The 22,420-nt window shown below is 37.6% G+C and carries 20 protein-coding genes; 6 read left to right on the top strand and 14 right to left on the bottom strand.

The window, feature by feature from the left end; all coding sequences use genetic code 11:
* Positions 1-62: 62 nt before the first annotated feature.
* Entirely contained in the window at positions 63-947 is an 885-nt protein-coding gene (locus ABJH98_RS05610) for a DMT family transporter (protein WP_348306653.1), read from the bottom strand.
* A 220-nt stretch (positions 948-1,167) separates the two neighbouring features.
* Between ABJH98_RS05610 and ABJH98_RS05605 the strand changes: the two genes are divergently transcribed.
* The 3 genes from ABJH98_RS05605 to ABJH98_RS05595 all read left to right on the top strand — a co-directional run bounded on the left by ABJH98_RS05605 (position 1,168) and on the right by ABJH98_RS05595 (position 5,529).
* Entirely contained in the window at positions 1,168-2,781 is a 1,614-nt protein-coding gene (locus ABJH98_RS05605) for a PAS domain-containing protein (protein WP_348306652.1), read from the top strand.
* A gap of 29 nt (positions 2,782-2,810) precedes the next feature.
* Positions 2,811-4,187, top strand: coding sequence for a TlpA disulfide reductase family protein (locus ABJH98_RS05600; RefSeq protein WP_348306651.1), 1,377 nt, complete (start codon positions 2,811-2,813; stop codon positions 4,185-4,187).
* Positions 4,188-4,398: 211 nt separating this feature from the next.
* On the top strand, positions 4,399-5,529 hold the full coding sequence (locus ABJH98_RS05595; RefSeq protein WP_348306650.1) for a carboxypeptidase-like regulatory domain-containing protein: 1,131 nt from the start codon (positions 4,399-4,401) through the stop codon (positions 5,527-5,529).
* A gap of 76 nt (positions 5,530-5,605) precedes the next feature.
* Here ABJH98_RS05595 and dnaN read toward each other — a convergent pair whose 3' ends face one another.
* From dnaN to ABJH98_RS05550, 9 genes are all read right to left on the bottom strand, one after another.
* Entirely contained in the window at positions 5,606-6,733 is a 1,128-nt protein-coding gene (gene dnaN / locus ABJH98_RS05590; protein WP_348306649.1) for a DNA polymerase III subunit beta, read from the bottom strand.
* A gap of 141 nt (positions 6,734-6,874) precedes the next feature.
* Entirely contained in the window at positions 6,875-9,265 is a 2,391-nt protein-coding gene (locus tag ABJH98_RS05585) for a heavy metal translocating P-type ATPase (protein ID WP_348306648.1), read from the bottom strand.
* A gap of 84 nt (positions 9,266-9,349) precedes the next feature.
* On the bottom strand, positions 9,350-9,928 hold the full coding sequence (locus ABJH98_RS05580) for a helix-turn-helix transcriptional regulator (RefSeq protein WP_348306647.1): 579 nt from the start codon (positions 9,926-9,928) through the stop codon (positions 9,350-9,352).
* Positions 9,929-9,939: 11 nt separating this feature from the next.
* Positions 9,940-10,878 (bottom strand): hypothetical protein, encoded by a 939-nt coding sequence (locus ABJH98_RS05575; RefSeq protein ID WP_348306646.1) that lies wholly within the window; start codon positions 10,876-10,878, stop codon positions 9,940-9,942.
* A 7-nt stretch (positions 10,879-10,885) separates the two neighbouring features.
* Positions 10,886-12,571 (bottom strand): gliding motility-associated ABC transporter substrate-binding protein GldG, encoded by a 1,686-nt coding sequence (gene gldG / locus ABJH98_RS05570; protein ID WP_348306645.1) that lies wholly within the window; start codon positions 12,569-12,571, stop codon positions 10,886-10,888.
* Positions 12,565-13,293, bottom strand: coding sequence for a gliding motility-associated ABC transporter permease subunit GldF (gene gldF, locus ABJH98_RS05565; RefSeq protein ID WP_348306644.1), 729 nt, complete (start codon positions 13,291-13,293; stop codon positions 12,565-12,567). The genes gldG and gldF overlap by 7 nt, the downstream gene beginning before the upstream one ends.
* Positions 13,294-14,211 (bottom strand): gliding motility-associated ABC transporter ATP-binding subunit GldA, encoded by a 918-nt coding sequence (gldA, locus tag ABJH98_RS05560; RefSeq protein WP_348306643.1) that lies wholly within the window; start codon positions 14,209-14,211, stop codon positions 13,294-13,296.
* 23 nt (positions 14,212-14,234) lie between these two features.
* On the bottom strand, positions 14,235-14,954 hold the full coding sequence (locus ABJH98_RS05555) for an SDR family NAD(P)-dependent oxidoreductase (RefSeq protein ID WP_348306642.1): 720 nt from the start codon (positions 14,952-14,954) through the stop codon (positions 14,235-14,237).
* Positions 14,955-14,960: 6 nt separating this feature from the next.
* On the bottom strand, positions 14,961-15,785 hold the full coding sequence (locus tag ABJH98_RS05550; RefSeq protein ID WP_348306641.1) for a purine-nucleoside phosphorylase: 825 nt from the start codon (positions 15,783-15,785) through the stop codon (positions 14,961-14,963).
* A 234-nt stretch (positions 15,786-16,019) separates the two neighbouring features.
* Between ABJH98_RS05550 and ABJH98_RS05545 the strand changes: the two genes are divergently transcribed.
* The 3 genes from ABJH98_RS05545 to ABJH98_RS05535 are packed head-to-tail and all read left to right on the top strand — an operon-like array spanning position 16,020 to position 18,437.
* Complete coding sequence (locus tag ABJH98_RS05545; RefSeq protein WP_348306640.1) at positions 16,020-16,385, top strand: STAS/SEC14 domain-containing protein; 366 nt, start codon at positions 16,020-16,022, stop codon at positions 16,383-16,385.
* 10 nt (positions 16,386-16,395) lie between these two features.
* The gene (locus tag ABJH98_RS05540; RefSeq protein WP_348306639.1) at positions 16,396-17,424 is read left to right on the top strand and encodes an SUMF1/EgtB/PvdO family nonheme iron enzyme; all 1,029 of its coding nucleotides are present in this window, start codon (positions 16,396-16,398) and stop codon (positions 17,422-17,424) included.
* A gap of 17 nt (positions 17,425-17,441) precedes the next feature.
* Positions 17,442-18,437, top strand: a complete 996-nt coding sequence (locus ABJH98_RS05535) for an SUMF1/EgtB/PvdO family nonheme iron enzyme (protein WP_348306638.1) — start codon at positions 17,442-17,444, stop codon at positions 18,435-18,437.
* Between the two features lie 40 nt (positions 18,438-18,477).
* On the opposite strand, the gene ABJH98_RS05530 is transcribed toward ABJH98_RS05535, so the two are convergent.
* From ABJH98_RS05530 to ABJH98_RS05515, 4 genes are all read right to left on the bottom strand, one after another.
* Positions 18,478-19,104, bottom strand: coding sequence for a hypothetical protein (locus ABJH98_RS05530; RefSeq protein ID WP_348306637.1), 627 nt, complete (start codon positions 19,102-19,104; stop codon positions 18,478-18,480).
* Positions 19,105-19,241: 137 nt separating this feature from the next.
* The gene (locus ABJH98_RS05525; protein ID WP_348306636.1) at positions 19,242-20,513 is read right to left on the bottom strand and encodes a hypothetical protein; all 1,272 of its coding nucleotides are present in this window, start codon (positions 20,511-20,513) and stop codon (positions 19,242-19,244) included.
* Between the two features lie 11 nt (positions 20,514-20,524).
* On the bottom strand, positions 20,525-21,874 hold the full coding sequence (locus tag ABJH98_RS05520) for a hypothetical protein (protein WP_348306635.1): 1,350 nt from the start codon (positions 21,872-21,874) through the stop codon (positions 20,525-20,527).
* Positions 21,861-22,409: an RNA polymerase sigma factor gene (locus ABJH98_RS05515; RefSeq protein WP_348306634.1), complete on the bottom strand. Its 549-nt coding sequence runs from the start codon at positions 22,407-22,409 to the stop codon at positions 21,861-21,863. Before ABJH98_RS05515 ends, ABJH98_RS05520 begins: the two co-directional genes overlap by 14 nt.
* Positions 22,410-22,420 lie beyond the last annotated feature (11 nt).

The following is a 22,420-nucleotide window of genomic DNA, read 5'->3' as shown; positions in this document are numbered from 1 at the left end:
CCAACTGCAAACGTACTAATTGTTAAACTTGAAGTTTATGATTGAAATCATTATTTAGTCATTCAATCCTTTTTCGTAACGAAAAAGACCCCTATGATAACCAAAAAGGTTCCAATCCACTGAGCCCAGTGCATACTTTCACTTAGAAAAACGTGAGCCAATAAAATCGTGGATATAGGACCAAAGCTTGCCACAATAGCGAAACTTGGTGCCCCAATCATTTTTATTGAATATGATACTAAGTAGGAAGGAATAACGGTTGACAATATGGCCATGAAAAGCGCCAAAACATAAACTTCAAAAGAATAATTTGCCAATTCAAAATCACCTACAATCGCATAATGTATAAGCACACAAATACAAGAAACTATCATAGCATAAGATGTAAATACAGTTGCCCCAATTTTCGGAATCAACCATCCGCTCCCAGCTATGTAGGAAGCATAGGTCAGCGCGCTGAGGAATATCAGACCACATCCTATGAACAAATCTTCACTCTTCAATGAAAACTCCAATGAAAAAGCCAATACAATCCCCAGGTATGTAAGCACTATAGCTAGCAACTGTCGTTTCGTGATTCTTTTCTTGAAAAAGATTCTTGAAATAAGCAGAACAATTGTGGGATAGACAAATAAGATAATACGTTCAAGACTTGCCTTGATAAATTGCAATCCTAAAAAATCGAATAAACTCGCCAGGTAATATCCAACAACACCCAGACCTAGAATCCACAAATAAATATTTGAATGCATCACTTTTGGATCTTTGGGTCGTTTCACCAGCGCAATAACCGCGTAGAACGGTAAAGCAAATAACATTCTCAAAAGCAACAGCGAAACAGCATCTACATCATACTGATAAGCCAATTTGACCATCACAGCTTTTGCCGAAAACAGCACCACACCTAACAAGGCTAAAACAATGCCAATTACTCTTGATTTACTCATTTGGGAAGGTTAAGACTTTCACTGCGAAAGTATCATTTTTAATGCTTTTAAACCCAATTAAAGAATTGAAAAAATACTTAAGACAAAAGCAACTGTAAATCAAGCAGTTACAATAATTTTATTCAAGTGTAGTTTAAAGTTTTATTTGAATTCTTGGCTAGGATTTCCTTTTGATATAGATTAGACTTGAGAAAGAAAGGTTAGATTAAATAAATGCGAAATGTACATCCACCTGTACCAGTTTCGCAGAGTAGCATTTATGGAGATACAGAGTACTGTGAGTACCCTATTAGGTATGTTAATACTTGGTAGTGGAGTATACTCAATTTATCAAGGCACGTGGAGCCGACGATTCAAGCAACGCATACCACCTAACAAAAAATTGCTTCAGGAGAATAAGAACCTGAAGTTTATGCTTAGGCAAGCACAGCAAGAAGTCAAAATCGGCAGTTGGGAATGGAACACTCGAACCAATGAAGTTTATTGGTCGGATGAGATGTACGCCATTTTCGACCTCCCAAAAGATCAAGGTCCCAACATAGACCATCTTCGGAAACTAATTTTTGAAGAGGATAGAACCATGTTTGATCAGTCCATGAGAGATCATTTGAATGGTCGCGTATCTCGAAGAATGGAATATCGCATTCGCACTAGCACTGGAGATATAAAATACATCGCTGCCACAGGCCGCGCCATATTTGATAAAGACAAAAAGCCAAACAGTCTTTTTGGAACTGCCCAAGATATTACTACACAGAAGGAAATTTCAAAATCGCTCTTTCAGGAAAAGAAAAAATATCATCTTTTGGCTGACAGCTTGCCAGTTGCCATTTTTAGATCCAATGTAAAAGGTGAATTATTGTTTGTCAATCAAGCCATGGTGGAGATGTTTGGTTTTGAATCAGAAGAAGAACTACTCAGACAAAATTGTTTTGCACTCTATTCAAATCCAGAAGATCGGGAAGAGCTATTGGATGAATTAAATGAAAGTGGGAAATTGACTGATTACCAGATGTCGTTTCAGCGACGAGATGGTAGTACTTTTACAGGCGAACAAAATTCGCTGATTGAAGGGAATGAATTGCACGGTATCATACAAGACATTACTGATCGTGTAGAAAATGAAAAAGAAAAATCTAATCTAATCGAAACCTTAAAAGGGCAGAATAGAGATCTGGAGGAGTTTGCTTTCATTATTTCTCACAACCTCAGGAGCCCCCTTTCGAATATGATGGGGTTAACCAAAATTTTTGACAAATCTTCTGTCACCTCGGATAATCTTGAAATTCTGAATCTAATAGAACAAAGTACAGTCAACCTTGATCAAATCATCAAAGACTTGAATCAGACATTGACTGTTCGTGAAGGCCAGAAAAAATTAAGGGAAGTCATTGATCTATACCCGATGGTACATGATATTCTTATCAATTTCAGGAGTGTGATAGAAGACAATGATGTTCAAATAGAATTTGACATTATGCCAGATTCACAATTAAAATCTGTGCACGATTTCATTAAAAACATTTTGTCCTATCTGGTGGATAATGCCATTAAATTTAGAAGATCAGATGTACAGCCGAAGGTTAAGATCAGTTTTAAAGAAACTCAAGACAGCTACGTGATCTCCGTAAGCGATAATGGCATTGGTATCAATCTAGAAGCTGATGAGAATAGATTATTTTTAATTTATGAAAAACTCGATGGTAAAATCGATGGCAGAGGCTTAGGATTGTACTTAGTTAAAAATCATGTCAATGCGCTCAACGGGAAAGTGAAAGTCCAAAGCACGCTCAATCAGGGATCAAAATTTATCGTAGAGCTTCCAAAAGAATAAGTATCTTGAAATAAAAAAACACCCATAAAATGTCAATAAAACTCAAAAATTTTCACTCATTTTACTTAATCATTTTAACGCTTGCAGTAGCTGCTTGCCAACCTAATAGCGACATTGATTATGTCTTGTTTTCAGGAACCATTGCTAACACAGATGGAACGTATGTTACGGTAAAAGGAAATAATTTCTCTTACGATATTGATCTCAATTCGGATGGTACTTTCTCTGATACATTGAGAATTGAAAGAGGATATTACCTATTCTATTCTGGAAGAGAAAGAACCAATATTTTTCTTGACAAAGGTTATGTCATTGATTTATCTATTGATCAACCAATGTTTGATGAGACATTAATATTCAATAACGAAGGAAAAGGCACAAACATCAACAACTATTTAGCTAACAAAGCTCGACTAGATGAAGAACTCACCATTGATTTTCAATCTCTTTTCTCAAAAGACGAAGGTGAGTTCATTAAAACGGTGGCTGACTGGAAAGAACAAATGACACAACTACTGGGGTCATCAAAAATTGAAGATACCGATTTTATTGCCTTGGAAAGTAAAAATGTTCATTATGAATACCTTGTTCAATTCATCAACTACGAATATTATCATCAATTCGCTACAAAAGACCCTGAGTTTAAGGTATCAGATGGATTCAATCAAAACCTTGCTGATATCAAACTCAACAATGAGTCTCATTTCAATTTACTTAGCAATTACAAAAATCTAATCCAGAGCTATTTTGGAGCAATGATCCAACGTGGAGAGATTGAAGCTGCTTTTGCTGCAATAAGAAATATTGAATCTTCCACCATCAAGGACGGTATTATTCCAAGCTTCATTTATGATGTCCAAGCTGGAAATGAAAATGCAGAAGCCATTTATAACGGTATCATGTCTATAAGTACAGATAGCACGATTAATGCCAAACTGACTGAGAAAATAGAGAAAATAAGAAAACTGCAAGTTGGGATGCCATCTGCTACATTCGACTATCACAGTATAAATGATGACACTGTTTCTTTAGCAGACCTAAGTGGAAAATATCTTTATATCGATGTATGGGCTACTTGGTGTGGTCCTTGCCTGAGAGAGATTCCATCGTTGAAAAGTTTAGAAAACGACTACCACGATGCACCTATTGAATTTGTGAGTATCTCTATTGATGTACAAAAAGACTTTGAAAAATGGCAACAGATGGTCGCTGATAAAGAGCTCCAAGGCATTCAATTGTTTGCTGATAACGATTGGAAATCCGAATTTGTGAAGGCTTACGCCATAGATGGAATTCCAAGATTTATTATTATCGATCCTGAAGGAAATATATTAGATCCTAATGCTTCTCGTCCTTCTGACCCAAAAATCAGAGAATTGTTTGACGAACTGACAATAAAATCTTAAAAACATCACAATTTCATGTTCATTTTTAATTATGATGGTTGGCATGGAGAGTTTATTCGACGAATAGTTGCTATTCATACGACCAATAATTGCAATAAATAATATTATTTTATCTAAATTACTTCATCCATTCATCAGCACATGGATTGGTATTATTCTAATAATCAGCTAAGAAAGATTTAAATTATTAGACAATTAGTGTGCAAAAATCATGAAGCGATTGGTTCTATTATCCGTAATGCTATTGATAGCAGGCGGAATTCTAGCCAACCTTCCTAACCTAGAAGAAGGAACTGCTCTGAAAGTTTCCGGAAAAGTTATTGATCAAGCGACTAGTCTTCCACTAGCATTCGCCAATATCATCTATAACCATACTGGAACAACCACTAACCTGGAAGGGGAATTTGTTTTTCAAATCAATTACCACAAAGCAGAAAATTCATTACTGATCAAGTTCATTGGTTACGAAACAGCTGCCATTGCACTTGATACCGATAACACCAACCTATTTGTCACTTTAACACCGAAAGTAGAAATGCTGGAAGAGGTAGTCGTGGTCACTGCAGAACAAGTATTGATGGATGTCAATAATTATCATCAGATCAATTATGAGTACTCAGACCAATTACTTTCTTCTTACTATAAAGAAACCTTAACCACCGACAAGGATTGTATTTATTTGGCAGAAGGAATATTCGACATCTACTATCCTACGGTGTATAGCAAAGAAAAACCAACCATACATGCTCGTAAAACCAGAAAAAAAACCTTTGCTTCCCTAGACACCATGTTCATGCCATTGATCCATGGTCATGCCACGGATATGATCAATGGCGTTACGAGGAGGACTGATAGTTTTGTCAAGGAGGAGAAATTGGATCACTACACTTACACAAAAGAAGGGCTGACCTGGTATGATGGTCGCGAAGTCTTTCAAATTCACTTCGAACCCAAATCCAAAAAAGCCGACTGCCGGGGAATGATATTCATCGATTCAGAATCGAAGGCCATTATTCGCACTGAATATGAGCCGTTACTACATGGACAGAATTTTTGGAAAAAAGTCAAGTGGGTAGAAGAATATAAAGAGGTCAATAGCAGCTGGTATATCCACAGGGTCTCCTATCTCGGTGAGTGGGATCAGCATGGTCAGACTGTATCTTTTGAAGCGTTGTTAGTGGTTACAGATTTTGAGACCATCACAACCAAACCAGAACTTACTGAATCATTGACCAAAGACGACATTTTCTTTCATCAAGCCTCTTCCTTTTCAGAAAATTTTTGGGAAGACTTCAATTACATCAAGTTAGATGTGAAAGAGAAAAAGGCCTTAGGCTTTTAACTAGCCTTATTTTCGGAGTATAAAAAAAGTCCCGATTTTCATCGGGACTTTTTATTTTTTCAGGAATTATCTTCTTTTACGAAGAATAATTGCTCAACATCACTGGCATGACAAGCATCAATAGGTCTTCGTTGTCATCTTTGTCCACTGGGAAAAGTAACCCCGCTTTATTTGGCTCAGAAAACTTCATAGACACCTGAGTTGAATCTACATTGGCCAACATTTCAATCAAAAATTTACCATTGAACCCAATTTCAATATCTGCTCCATTGTGGTCACATGACAAACGTTCGTTGGCTTCGTTTGAGAAATCTAAATCTTCAGATGAAATTACCAATTCACTACCGGTGATTTTCAATCGAACCTGATGAGTTGTTTTGTTGGCATAAATCGCTATACGCTTCAACGAACCTAAAAACTCCGTTCTATCAATGATCATTTCATTGTCATTGTTTGCAGGAATCACGTTTTCGTAGTCTGGGAAACGCTCATCGATCAATCGACAAACCATGTGGATACCATCGAATTTGAAAAACGCATTAGCCACGTTATATTGTACATTCACATTCGTATTGCTGCTAGGCAATGTAGACTTCAACAAGGTCAAAGCCTTTCTAGGAATGATCATGTTGGCTCCATTATCAGCCGCAATATCTACCCTTCTATATCTGATCAGACGATGTCCATCTGTGGCTACAAAAGTCGTATTTGTATCAGACAAATTTAAATAAACTCCTGTCATCGCTGGACGCAATTCGTCGCTACTAGTTGCAAGGATCGTGTTGTTGATGGCATTGCCCAAAACGTCAGACGAAATATTTACATCATTCCCATCAGAAACACTTGGCACCTTAGGGAAATCAGTAGCGTTCTCTCCGGCCAATTTGTATCGACCGTTGTCAGAATTGATTTCAATACTATAAGTTTCTTCGTCGATACTAAAAGTAACTGGCTGCTCTGGTAAGTTTCTCAAAGTCTCCAATAAGATCTTAGAAGGTACGGCTATGCTGCCGTTTTCTTTGGCTTCAACTTCTAGTTCTGTAATCATAGAAGTTTGTAAATCTGATGCGGTAATGGTCAGTTTGCCGTCCGTGATTTCAAATAGAAAGTTTTCCAAAATTGGAACTACTGGGTTAGTTGTAATCACACCATTAATGGCAGACAACTGTTTGAGTAGGTAAGAGGAAGAAACTATAAATTTCATTCGCTAGTCTATATTTAAGTTTGTAGATTCAGAAAATCGCATGAGGCAAAGCCACCCCAAATTTGAGCCAAAGTTAATGATAAAATGCTAATAAAAAAGCGCTGGCTTTTCATAGCATTTCAGGCATGCGAAAATTGATTTTTATTCGATTTTCAAAGACTTTAATCGAAGCGCATTGGATATAACTGAAACAGAACTAAAACTCATGACCAAAGCCGCAATCATAGGAGATAATAGCAAACCGAATACAGGGAATAATACTCCGGCAGCAAGTGGAACTCCCAGTCCATTGTAAATCAAAGCAAAGAATAAATTTTGTTTGATGTTCTTCATTACTGCTGTACTGAGCTTCCTGGCTTTTACTATGCCATTCAAGTCGCCTTTCACCAAAGTAATAGCAGCACTCTCTATGGCAACATCAGTTCCAGTTCCCATGGCAATACCTACATCCGCCAATGCTAACGCTGGCGCATCATTGATTCCATCACCAGCCATAGCCACTACCCTACCGTCTTTCTTCAGTTCTGATACCCGATTCATTTTATCTTCAGGAAGACAGTCAGCGATAACGTCGTCTAACTCCAATTCATCAGCCACCGCCTGAGCAGTCAACTGATTATCACCGGTCATCATGATTACTTCGATCCCATTTGCTTGGAGTTTCTTGATGGCTTGTTTACTTGTCGGTTTAATAGGATCAGCAATCACAATAGCGCCGACCAATTGGCCATTCACGGCTACGTAAGGCACCGTTTTACCTTTTTGTTGTACTTCTTTTATATGTTTTTCCACAGATGGAACAATTTCAATTTTGAAGTCATTCATCAATTTTTCATTACCAATGGCTATTTCAGAATTTTTGATATCAGCCACGACTCCTTTTCCTGTGATAGACTCAAAGCGATCTAAAGCTACCAACTCAGCACTCTTCGATTTGGCATAATCCACGGTGGCAGTTGCCAACGGGTGCTCACTTTGCTGATTGACAGAAGCCACCAGACTGATTAATTCAGTTTCGTTAAAATCAAAAGTGAATACTTGTTCGACTACTGGCTTCCCCTCTGTCAGAGTACCAGTTTTATCAATGATCAATGCATCGATACCACTCATTTTTTCAAGAGATGCTGCCTCTTTTATCAGTACCCCGATTTCTGCCCCTTTTCCTACACCAACCATAACAGACATAGGTGTAGCCAATCCAAGCGCGCACGGGCAAGCAATTATCAAAACTGCAATGGCATTGACTAAAGCATAAACCATCGAAGGCTCTGGGCCAAAAATCAACCAAATGACAAATGTAATGGCCGATATGCCAACGACTGCTGGAACAAAATATCCAGATATTCTATCCGCCAATTTCTGTATGGGTGCGCGACTTCGGCTGGCCTGCTTTACCATCTCAATAATTTGAGAAAGCAAAGTATCAGCGCCTACTTTGGTTGCCTCCATTAAGAAAGATTGATTGCCATTGATAGTTCCTGCTATCACCTTATCTCCTATTTGCTTATCAACTGGTATTGGCTCTCCCGTTACCATAGATTCATCAATGACACTTTGTCCGTCAGAGATCACCCCATCCACAGGAATCTTATCTCCAGGTTTAACACGAAGGATATCCCCTATTTTTATCCTGTCAATTGCAATGACAAATTCTTGATTCTCTTCAACTTTTACAGCTTCATTAGACGCTAACTTGAGTAATTCTTTAACAGCACTAGACGTTTTGTTGTGTGCACGTGCTTCCAGCAATTGACCCAACAGTACCAAAGTAAGAATGACAGTGGCTGACTCAAAATACATGTGAATGGTACCAGATGCAGTATGAAACTGAGCTGGAAATACTTCCGGAAACAGTAACCCCATCAGGCTAAATAACCAAGCCACACCTGCTCCAATTCCGATCAGTGTGAACATATTGTACATACCCGAAACAATAGAAGCATAAGCTCTCTGGAAAAACATCCATGTAGCATAAAAAACAACAGGAATAGACAAAACCAGCTGAACCCAATTCCAGTATCTGACAGGCATCCATTCGAACAAAGGATTGTTTGGAATCATTTCGGACATGGCGATAATGAAAATAGGGACAGTAAAAGCCACAGAAACCTTAAACTTCTTTACTAAAACTTGGAAAGCATAGTGCTCTTCATCATCTCCCTCTGGTTGGCTACTCGCTTCTGAAACCAGATCCATACCGCAAACAGGACAATGTCCTGGTTTCGGATATGTCTTTTCTCCCTCACAATGCATTGGACAATAGTAAACGCCCTTTACTCCTATGACTGGCATTGGTGCCAACTTCTGTTCTTCCACTTGATGGCCTTCAGGAAAAATATCATACTGAGAATCCGCCAAAGCATCTTTGAGTTGACTAATGGGCACATGCTCCGACATTTCAACGTCCGCTTCACCTGCTTTGAGATCCACTGATACTGATTGTATCTGAAGAATTTGAAGTAAGACTTCTTCCACATGGGACTTGCACCCATTGCAAGACATGCCTGTTATCTGATAAGTATGTTTCATCATATTTGGCTTATAAAATTAACCTATACAAAACTGTACTAGGTCAATATATTTTGTATTACATAATCTTCGGGAAGAATAACAAAATTATAAGATGTTGTCTAGCGGCTTGCGCAAGTTGCTTGAACAACCAGTTTTGAAAACAGAGGGGGTCATGCCAGTTGTTTTCTTGAATTGAGAAGAGAGATGAGCTACACTACTATAGCCCAATTTATAAGCTATTTCTTTAATGGATAACTGATTATAAATCAAATATTCTTTTACTTTTTCGACCTTTTGTCTAATGATAAATTGCTCAATGGTCATACCAACGACGGATGAAAATAAGGCACTTAAATAATGATAGTCGTAATCTAATTTTTCGGCAAGAAAACTCGACCAATTAACATTGAAATTAGAATGATCCTGATGATGAATTTTATCAATTACAAGTGTCTTGATTTGTTCTAACAGCTTGGACTTGCCATCATCTATTCTCTCAAACCCCTGCTCCTTCAATTGCGTGTCTAGCGATGAAAGTTGATCTTTATTCAGCGAATCCGATTTTAACTCGACTCTTCCCAATTGTATTGAATTCACTTCAATCTCAAGTTGGTCAAATAGGTGTTCGACAGCTGTGATGCATCTTGGACAAACCATGTTTTTGATATGGACTATTGAGCTCATCCTTCGCGAAATTATTCTCTTTGAAACTGAACTGGCTCTGCCATTAGTCTTTGCATTCGCTCTGCATCTACCACCATCATTTCGCTGGCGGCATTGGTCAATAGGTAGAAACGTTCACCATCTATTTTAGGATAAACTTTCAATTGCCTATTGTTCGTGACATTAATGTCATCCAAACTCATCTTGGCAATAGGTTCAACATTCAACAAGCTATCATACCTTGGAAAAGTACCAGGATTAAGATAATCATTCAGTTGAAAAAATTCCAATGGCTGGAGATAAGTCATAAGTGAGGTGGTGTCCATGTCATTCACTCCATTCACAGCCAGAAATTGATTGTCAAAATAAATGTTCAAATCATTTAACATTGGATCTGTATAATCAACAGTCAAATGCTGAATCGTCCGCCAACTGGATGCAAACAACACACGATCTCTCCACTGATTAAGTGAAAGCTCAAAAATGCCAGATAAGTAACTTTGATATCCCGGAATCGCTACAGTATAAATCTTAGTCAAGTCTTCATTTCCAAAATAGGCTGTTGTTTTAGCTGAATTACCTCCTGCATAAAACGTTTTTGAATCACCATCTGACAATTCTACGGTCACTTTTTTTCCAGACTCAAGCAATTCCTTTTTTATGCCATCCAAATTAGATTTGCTGATTGGTCGTTGGGTTTGAACTGCATTTAGGATTCGTTGTGATAGATAAATGAGCTGAGGATCTGCCTTGTACTGCTCATTGATTAACCATTCATTAGCTCCTCGTTGGATTGAAATATTTTCGTTTCCAAATTCAATTTTAATTCCAGAGATCTGAGTGGTATCTGCGATGGCAAACAGGTTTTTATCTACCGAAACAACACGCTCTTTTTTCCCTACCCATAGGAGTAATATAGAGACCATAAGCAATCCTACAAATACAAAACTAAGTTTCTTAATTTTAGTCATTTCCTCATTACTTAAAACTGGCGTACTTTCTCTTTCTCCAATAAGCCCTCAAGACACCGTATATAACCAGTAATACAATAGGCAAAACCAGATTAATCAGTTGCCACTTGAGCTTTTCATTGGCTACTTTCACCTTGTCTAATGGGCGAATAGCCAAGGATTTATTCTTTGACACAATCAACCCATTATCATTCAGCATATAGTCCACCGCATTCATTACAAAATCCTTGTTGGCAAATTTCATCTGACTATAAGGACTGAGCCCAAGCTCCATAGGCGTACCATCCTTGAGGCTAAACTCATTTCTAATCATATCGCCATCCGAACAAACCAGAATGGAGGTTTCTCTTCCTGTTTCTAAAAAACCACTTTTGTCAATCCCTTTTGGTAAAATTCTGTTCTTATAAATAGAAGTGAATTTACCTTTGAGGAGATATGAAACATTTTTTGAACCATGGTTGAATCTTTCTGGGTCTAGATTTTTTCTCAACTCATTAAACGCCACTTTAACGGGTGCCTGATTGACCATAGAATATTGTGAAGTTTTAAGCAAAGGAATCTTCTCAATACCATCTGCTTTCACAGTATCAATCGTAGATACAAATTTCATGGAGATTGCATCCAGGTTCTTTACTATTGGGTGATTTCCAAAATTATTCACCATTGGAAAAAATGGCCAAGGCAACATTCTAATTTGAGCTTGCTCGCCCATATTCCCTGCCACAATTGGATATTCACCACAGACTATATCCTGCACATAATCACGATTGATTCTTACTCCATATTTGAAAAGCATATCGTCTAACCCAGTTTCGTAAGGAAAAGCAAAAGTACCTTCCCCACTAGCGCTGTCCATATTTACCCGAAGTGCATCAATAAAAAACAAGGCCTTTCCTCCATTCATAATGTATTGATCAATTTGATATTTTTCGGTCTGTGCAAATTCGGTTGTGGGTTTTGGAAAAATCAAGGCATCGTATTTATTCAAATCCTTATCCGCTTTACTCAAATCAACGTTAAATACGTCGTACTTTTCGAGAAGTGCATTAGTAAGTCCGGCCAAATTCAAACTATCTGGCTCTCCATGTCCTTGAATCAAAGCAATCGTTTTACGGCGATCATTGGATAATATTCTTATCGCATTGGCCAGTTCATATTCCAATCCTTCAATGGATTGATTTAGTCGTTCTTCGGCAGTTGCAGATTGACTGCCTTTCAACAAGGTAACTGGCACTTCCTGACCATAATAGCTAATGATAGCGCCAGGAAAAATGAGTTTCTCCGTCTTATTCCCATCCCTCTTATAGGAAAGATTGGTTGGCTGTAGTCCCCTTCCCATGAGAGATCGGAAATATTCGTTTCGCGCTTTCTCATTTAGAGCTGCAGAAGGATCGATGAAATTTACCTTGACCAAACCATTAGCATAATAATCGAATTGACTCAAAGTCTCTTCTATGGCTTTTCTTAAACGCTTGAACCCTGCAGGCATTTCTCCTTCAAGAAATACTTCTACATAAACTACTTCTTGCAAGTCATTTAATAGTGCCCGAGTAGCTGGCGTAACAGAATATCTTTTTTCCTCAGTCAAGTCCAATCTTGCAGGAAACAAACCTGCGAGCTGATTCAAAATCACAATCAACATAATGCCGACACCCAGTCTCAATAGGCTCTCGATTCGCTTATGATTTACCATTTTTTAGCGTCCAGTTTGAGTTGAGTAAAAAATACCATTAGTGATATTACACTGATGAAGTAGACGAGGTCGGCAAAATCAACGAGGCCTCGGCTCAAAGATTCGTAGTGAAAAACCAAACTCATCTGCTGAAGTATTAAAGAGGTATCACCCCACACATCTATGGTGGCTAGGGATGACAGCCCAGAATAAAGTACAAAACATAGAAACACTGCTAGGACAAAAGCCACTACCTGGTTATCCGTAAGCGCGGAAGAAAATATTCCTATTGCAACAAAGACGCCACCAAGTAAGATGAGTCCAATATATGAACCCACAGTTCCAGAAATATCCAGATTCCCAATAGGATTTCCCAGCGAATAAACCGAATAGAAATAAATCAGAGTTGGCAAGACTGACAAAACAACCAAAGCAAAACCCGCCAGGTATTTTCCGAGGATGATCTGAAGCGAAGTCAAAGGTTTCGTCATCAAAAGTTCTTCAGTTCCGGTCCTTTTTTCTTCTGAAAAAAAGCGCATGGTGATAGCTGGAATCAAAAACATAAAAACATAAGGTCCCAGATTGAATAGAGTACTCATATCTGCATAGCCATATTCCAGAATGCTACTTTCAGGAAATACCCACATCAACAAGCCAATCGATGTCAGAAAAACCCCAATCACGATGTAAGCAATCAGGCTATTCAAAAAACTATTAATCTCTTTTACAAATACTGCCAGCATCTATTTCTCTTTAGTCAGCAAATTGAATATTTCGTCGAAAGAGCTTTCCTCTTCTTGCAAGCCAACCAAAGGCAGGTTCTTTTCCCCAGCCAACCTAAATACGGCACTTCTTGCCTCCTCGCTATTGGTCACTTTTAATTGATAAATTCCTTCACTCAAATTCTTTACAGTTTTAATTTCTTCAATAGACTCCAATAATTTGACATCTACATCAGACTTAAATTCTACGCGAAGCAAAGTCTCATCTGTCATTCCTTTGGAAAACTCAGCAATAGGCTTATCTGCCACGAGTTCACCTTTATTGATCACCACCACGCGATCACAAAGTGCCTCGACTTCCTGCATGATATGAGAAGAGAAAATCACTGTTTTATCTTGGCTCACCTCTTTGATCAATTTTCTGATTTCAAGGATTTGATTGGGATCTAAACCTGTGGTTGGTTCATCCAATATCAGCACTTCTGGATCATGTAAAAGCGCTTGTGCTAATCCTACCCGCTGTCGGTATCCCTTAGACAATTGACCTATTTTTTTGTTTTGTTCTAAAGTCAATCCACACATCTCGACTACTCGTTTCACCGAAGATTTTATCTCACCAGATTTCATCTTGTTCACTTTTGCCGAAAAGGCCAAAAACTCATGGATATACATATCCAAATACAATGGATTGTGCTCCGGTAGATAACCGGTCATTCGTTTGGCTTCTAATGGGTCTTCACTCACATCTATACCTCCTATTAATACTTTACCATCACTGGCGCCCAAGTACCCTGTAGCTATTTTCATGGTAGTGGATTTACCAGCACCGTTGGGACCCAAAAAACCTAAAATTTCACCTTTATTGACTGTAAAGGAAATTTGATTGACGGCTTTTTGCTTTCCGTAGATTTTTGTAAGGTTTTGGACTTCTATTGACAAGAGAGATGCAGTTTGTTAATTATTTATTTAGCAGGTTTTGGACGTAAAGGTCTTACTTCGAAATCTACTGGCAAGTAGTTGGGATGGGTTTCTAAACAGTGAACTACGCTGTTCGCTACGTCCTGAGGTCTCATCATATTTTCATTAGCCGTCACAGCATCGATGTCGTCAAAGAAATTGGTATTTACACTTCCTGGATAGATGCAAGTCACTTTGATTCCAAAATCTCTCAATTCCATAAACATGGAATGAGAAATTCCTGTCACGGCATGTTTAGTACCGGCGTAGCCTACCATACCTTTCACTGGATTTTTTCCAGCTATAGATCCAATATTAATAATATGACCACGATCCAATTCTTTCATTTTAGGAATAACTGCATTTGAAACGAAATAAATGCCATGTACATTCACATCAAACATTTGTTTCCATTGATCAAAAGGCATTTCATCCATATTCCCAAAATGTCCAATACCGGCATTATTCACCAGTATATCTACATCTTCCCCTAACATCTCTGTAGTTTGATTATAGGCATGAGCCACACTCTCAGGATCGCTCACATCGACTGAAATAAAAAGATAATTCGGATCCGTAATATCATTGTCGGTTCGACTCCAGCCTGCTACTTTCACTCCTTTAGCAAGCAGTAATTTTACTATTTCTAACCCAATGCCCTTACTCGCTCCAGTAACTATGGCAACTCTCCCTTCTAAACTCATATTGTTATATACTACTTTCAATGTTTTTTAATCTTTGTCTTTTGCAATTACCTTTTTGATCAATTTTGTCATATAAGGTTCTGCTTTATTTGCCGCAGCTATCACTTCTTCTACGGATATTTTTTGAATGTGGCCGGGATAACACAAATCTGTTAGAACGGAAACTGCAAAAACAGGAATATCCATTTGTCTTGCAACAATATTTTCTGGAACCGTGGACATTCCTACTGCATCGGCTCCTATTATCCTAAGCATATTATATTCTGCCTTCGTCTCTAAGTTTGGCCCGTTCACACCTACATAAACGCCCTGATGCAAAGGTATATTTTCTTCCTTACTGATTCTGATGGCAGCATCTATCATCGACTGCTCATAAGGCTCACTCATGTCTGGAAACCTCACACCAAGCTCGTTCAAATTTTTACCTGTCAATGGATTCTCTGTCTGCAAATTGATATGATCATTGATAACCATCAATTCACTTTTTTTGTAATCAGGATTGAGCGCACCAGAAGCATTCGAAATAATCAGTTTTTTAATACCCAACAATTTCAACACCCGGATAGGAAAAGTTACTTCCTTCATATTGTACCCTTCGTAGTAATGAAAGCGACCTTTCATTACTACTACAGCTTTACCACCCAATTGTCCAAAAATCAGTTTACCCGAATGCGACTCTACAGTTGAAAGTGGAAAATGAGGAATTTCCTCATAGTTTATTTCTTTAGCTACCTCAATATCCTTAACGAGGGCTCCAAGTCCAGTACCTAAAACTATTCCAAAGTCTGGCTGAAAATCAGTCTGACTTCTAATGAATTCTGTAGCTTCTTTAATTTGTAAAAGATAATCCATGTTTCAATTTTACAATTTGCCGCTAAGATAGTGTGAGGCAATCGAAAAATGGTCGAAAAACTGCAGATAGTATAATTGAGAAATATGCACTAAACAAACAAAACTTATTACGATCTTAAGAATTCTAATTCCTCGTGTACAATTACATAACTCATTCGTCGAATAGCTGATCTTCCATTGCTGGAATTATAAATTAAATCATGTATTTTTAAATGCAGCAATCACAAAATTTTTATGATTAATCTAAGTCTTAATAAAAATAAAGGCTACGCAATTCTCCTGGTAACAGGGCCTATTTCAGTTTTTGATATAGAAAATTTGACAAAAGAAGTAGATCAGTATATCGAGGATATTGGCGAACTGCAAGGCCTTATCATTAAAGTGAAGCAGTTTCCAGGATGGGATAATCTTGATAGTTTTTTTCATCATTTGAAATTCGTTAAAGACCATCATAAAGTTATTGGCAAAATCGGGTTCATGACCGAGAATAATCTGATTTCATCTTTTCCAGGTCTTGCCAGTCATTTTGTAAAAGCCGAACTCCGACGTTTTGATTATGGCCAAATGGATGATGCTGTAGATTGGATTTGTAGTAAATAAAAATTTGAGATTGAAATCATTTATACTATCATTATTGATATTCACTATTTCAATAACCTTAAATAGTGATCTGTTATTTGCACAAGCGAAAAAGCACCCAGTGGCAAATGCTCCCGGACCAGTATCAGAAGTAACAGATCGGGAGATATACACCTACAATAGGGTCTATGAAATTGACCATCTGTTTTTAGATGACGCTAATGAATATTCGGAGCAATCCATATTCTACAATGGCTATTTCGATGCTTGGAAACACAAGGATAATAAAAGCAATGCGCTGTACTATCAACTCTACATTGTACCTCCGCATACCATTCCACTGTTTAAGAAAACATACATCGATGCCACAGAAGTGGCTAATATTCATTACCAAGAATTTTTGCATTTTGTAGAACGTGACTCTGGTCAAGAAATACACGATTCTTATCTACCTGTACTCGATGAAAAATACATGACTAATTATTATAATAATCCAGAGTTTTATTTTTTTCCTGTAGTAGGAATTAACCCACAGGGGGCTAAAACATTTTGTGATTGGAGAGCTAAAAACCTGAATGAAGGGTTGAAGGTTTTTCTCGAAAATGAGAGCCCTTATAAAAAATACAAATATGTAGGTCGGCTTCCAACAGAACACGAATGGAAACGAGCCGCCGGACACAGCACAAAAGAAATCGAAGATAGAACCTATGAGATTTCTAAAAAAGGAAAGGAATACCTTGAAAATGATATTGTAAAAAATGGTTTTGCAGATACTAAAATTTTAGAATCAGATACCTACTATGGTTACAATGTAAACTTAGATCACGGAACCGAATTTGCATTGAGAAAGGAAATACCTTTCTACATTTATGGCTTTGAGCCCAAAACTTCTGGCACCTATAACATGTTTGGAAACGTGAAAGAAATCGTTAATGAAGGATATGCCATAGGAGGTAGTTATAAAACTATGAAAACACACCATGACCTGTATGAGCATTCTACAACATTTGACTATCAAACAGACATTGGATTTAGATGCGTTACGAAAATTGTACGCTAACCGAAAGACCTCACATTATGAAGAAAATATTACTCTTGTTATTATTCCCAACACTTACAATGGCTCAAGATTTACACCCAGTGAGTTTTGACCCTGGCTGTTGTAGTGAAAGGACTGGCATTCCTATTTATAGTTACAACCCAGACGATTCAGGTGAGATGATGCCGGTATATATAGCCAATAAATTCTCCGAGAAGTCTATCTTTTATTATGGCAAATATGATCCGTGGAAGGACTCAGAATACAAGGATTCCGAACTTTATAATCAGCGATATATTGTCCCGCCAGGTACAATACCAATCGCTAAAGGAAAATTTTTAGACCAAACGGAAGTCGCTAATATTCATTTTGAAGAATTCTTATTCTTTATGGTGAAAGATTCTGGCAGGTATAAAGACAGAGCGTACATTCCCAAGCAGGAAAATAAGTATGTTCTTAATTATTACAAAAATTCGGAATTTTCATTTTTCCCTGTACTTGCTATTTCTTTTGAAACGGCAGAAACCTATTGTGAATGGCGCGCAGATCAACTGAATGTTGGACTCAAAGAAATGTTGGTCAATGAATCCAACAAATACAAGTTCAAAGGCAGACTACCTACAAAAGAGGAATGGCTAGCAGCCGCAGGTTCTCCTATAGATGAAATTAGAATAGCACCACATGAAGTAACGAAAAAGGGCAGCCAATTTCTCGAAGAAGATATTCTTAAAAATCGATTTGCTGCAGAGTCTACGTTACTCAAGGCATCATTTATAAGCTATAATGTAAATCTTAAGTATGAAAGCGGTGGTGTCCCCATAGAAATTCCCCAGTACATCTATAGTTTCGAACCAAACAAAAGAGGTTTCTACAACCTTTATGGGAATGTCAAGGAATTAGTTGCAGAAGGCTATGCATTTGGAGGGAGCTATCTAACACCTAACACTGAAGAAGCAATATTCGAAGAAGAATATTCGCCATCTTACAAAACAGATGTAGGTTTTAGATGTGTGGTTGAAATTACAAAAAGGTAAAATCACTTCACTGATAAAAATAAAGTGACTTTCCTTTCAATTATTTAACAATCCCTTCTTTAATCAAAGTATTTACTAGAAGTTTTGAGTAAGTTTTTGTTATGCTTTTTGATGGGTCAGAAATTTGACTCTGTGAAGCCCAAATCAATGCATCATCCTTAGAATTCGACTTACTTACTTCGTAAAAATGGTTTTCTAACAAATAGGTAGTAGTCTCTTGGTAGTATCCAGGATCATAGTAAGATGGTCCATATCGATAGCCATAGTACCCACCGAATCCATAACCTCCATAACCTCCATACATGTAAGTATTGGTTCCGTGAACATAATCCACAGATTTGTCTTTGTCTACTAAACTAACAGATATTACTGCATCAATACCTTCTTTCAAGAGCATACCGTGAATGGCCGCCTCATCCATGCCTGCTATTTGAGTGGGGTTCATAATAGCCATTCCTGATATGGCCGTTATCCCTTCATTACCAAGGTATTCAACCATTGTATCCTGAAATTTCATAGCAATCTCCAGGTTTTTTCCACTCGAAAAAATGGCGATCTTCTGATACTTTGCGGTCTCGTATCCAGGTTTTGTCCAGGTAAATGATAGCTTAGGAGCACAGGAAACCAACAGGCCTAAAACAACAATTAAACTATAACTATATTTCATTTCTATTTTTTTAATTCAAATTAATGTCTAAAAATACTTAAAGCATAGTTGATATGACTCTATTAAAATCAGAATCATAAATAAAAAAAGGCTAACTCCGTAGAGCTAGCCTTTAACTAATCAAATAAACCGAAACCTTAATAGCTTATGGTACTTATATATGTAAAGAGATTATTACAATCATATTCGTATTGATGCAGCCCGTCATTGCCAATCATGAACAAAACATCATCGAGTGGAATGACGTCCAAGGCATGGATACCCTGATGATGAGCCGTCATTTGATCTCCTATTTTCAAAGGATCTGATGCATCAAAAACCTTGAGCCCAAAATCTCCTTCTGCTATAAAAAGACAGTTTCCTTTGACCCCTAAACCATGGGGATTATCCATTTCATGCGTAATAAGCAACTCAGGATGACTCACATCTGAAATATCAATGACATCCAGTTGATTAGTAAAAGTTTCACATTCAGTCCCGGAACGAAGAGTAACATAAGCTAGATCGTTTTGAACTACTACCGGGTCACAGGTATTGATATGTTCGTAGGTTGAAATAAATGTTGGTTCTGCTGGATTTGAATTGTCGTAGATATGCATTCCTGATCTGGCTCCAAAAAATAGCTTATCGCCATACGGAAATATGGTCTCAATCCCCCATCCTAAATCAACACTATTTCCTTCGATTGGACTATCTGTAATAGTAATATCAAACAGTTTCAAGCGATATTCATTGACAGTATATAGAAAATTGTCGGTGATAGTAAATCGAGCCAAAGACCCTCCTATTCCCGCTCCACTACTCGCTAGATTCGATGATTCCGCAGTAGTGTACATTAAATCATCCCTTTGATGCATCCAATTATCTTCACTACAGTCAACTTCCACTTCTTCTTGGACTTCGGTGTATGAGATCAGCATGCCTTCCTCTTCTGTATAATAGTAGTAGCCGTCAAATACATTCTCAATTCTATTGACTTCGAAAATATTCATTTTGTCGCTGATGTCTAACACAACCAAATCTGTATAATTATCCGCATACAAAAACTCACCTTTAGCAGCCAAATCTTTATTCCCAGGCAGTTCAATAAAACCTATTTCCCTTGGGTTAGATTTATCCAAATTGTTAATGACATGAATACCTTTATCTACTTCATTGATGAACAAATAACCATCCTTATAGTAAATTTTACCTGCGTTTTCTATAGGTCTAGGCACGCCGAACTCAGCATCTTTTATAATCTCAGATCTTGCCGCAAATACTGGTTCATAATAAGTAACCATCTCTGTATCGCAAGACGGATTCTCACAACTCCCCAAAATGAAAAGCATGAGTATATATAAAATACCCGAAGCTATAAGCTTGCTTAATGTTTTTATACTAATTGTAGCTAATTTGTTGGTGTTCATGTTAGATTAGTTTAGAAGTTATACCTGAATCCTACGGATAAACCCAAATTTTTTGGTTTTCCATTTTCACTATGATTTGAATTCGTGAAATCTGTAATAGCCTGATTGTAATTTGGCTCAAGCAGAAATTGATAATGCTTTCTGAATACATACCCGAATTCGATACTTGTGAGAAAATTGAAATAAATATTTTCGTAATTCTCTGATGTGTTGAAATCATTATTTAAGTTTTGAGTATCACTATCAGACACTAGCTTTGAATCAACAAGAATATTACTTGACAAGCCTGTATTGAGTGTTATATTAAATTTACTATCCAACAATACATATCCTGCTTTGATTGGAATCGTTAGGTATTGATATTCATTTGCCAATTGAACCTGTTCTCCTTCATATCTTAGATTCCCACTTGACAAGGCATTTTCTAATTGCCGATCGCTTGTCTCACTGGTCAGCGCATAAGTATTATTTTGTTGGTCAGAAACCACTTGACTTGTAGCCGAACCTGTATTGAACGAACTGTAATGTAATCCACTACTTACAACCAATCGATTGGTAAATTTCTTACCTACATTCAAGCCACCAGCCACAGATTGGCCACTCGAGTACGAAGGGCTTACTGACTGAATTTGCTCTGCAATTTGGCCTGAAAATCCTTCTTCTTGTACATTAACCATATCCGATCCATTACCAAACCCAGGATCAAAAGCCCCTGCAGAAAAACTCACTCCTGCCCATAGTGGACTCGTTGTTTTAGCGGGATCTATTACCTCCCAAGTTCTCGCTATACCATACAAGTGTTCAGCTTTCCATGGCTCATTTATAGTTGCAAGCGACGCAGGTTTAGAGGTTAAAGCATTAAATTTTACTGAATTATAATTATTTCTTGATTTGAGTTTCTTAGTTTCAGTTGCAGGACTACTTAATGATTCTTCATCAGCTGGCATTAGACTTTTCAATTCATCCGAAGAAGATTTAGACAAAGTGGTACTTACATCTTCAATAGACTTGTCTGATCCGCTTATCTCTTCTTTTTTTTCATCCAGAATTAGAGAAGAAGCAATAGAGTTTTCATTCCCATCGGTTGAAGTTTTAGAATTATTAAATCCCTCATTTTGTGCCATTTCAGATTGAACACTTACATTTCCATTCATCCAGAATAAAGCTCCTCCAAGCGTAATCAAAAACAAACAAGCAGCTGCGATCCATCGATAAAAATCCGCTTGTTTTTTATAGCCAATTGCTTGCTCATTAGCTAGGCTTCCATCTATCGCAACCCAAACTCGATCTGGAGGAGTCACTTCAGCATTACCCAATGACTGGCTCCATTGTTCTTCAAATGTCCAATTAGCCCTTTCCATAATTCTTCTTATTTTCTTTCATCCGCTCTCTGAGCAATGATTTTGCTCTGGAGTATTGTGATTTTGATGTCCCAACTGAAACACCCAACATCTCGGCAATTTCATTGTGCTTATACCCTTCTATGGCATATAGATTAAATATAATCTGACTACTGCCTGGTAAGGCGCGCACCATAGTCATCAATTCCTCCATGGTGTAATCAGCAATCTCTTGCTGTTGCCCATGTGACTCTTTCAATTCATCCACATCCACCATTGGATACAAATACAGTTTTCCCCTTTGCGCATTAAGAGCTGTATTAATCACAATTCGTTTGATCCAAAACACCAATGGTGCGTCTCCTTTATAATTCTTTATTTGTTTGAAAACTTTGATAAATGACTCTTGCAACACATCTTCTGCTTCTTGCTGAGCTTTGGTATATCTCAGACAAATCGCAAACATACTGGCAGAATATTGCCGGTATAGTTGCTCCTGAGCCTGTCGATCTCCCTTGACACAACTGTTGATGAGTTTTTTTTCGTCTATCGCCATTCTATAAGAAT

This window comes from Reichenbachiella sp., from assembly GCF_039969095.1.
GTDB lineage: Bacteria > Bacteroidota > Bacteroidia > Cytophagales > Cyclobacteriaceae > Reichenbachiella.
Note: the sequence above shows the minus strand (reverse complement) of the source record. Positions and strands in the feature narration are given on the sequence as shown.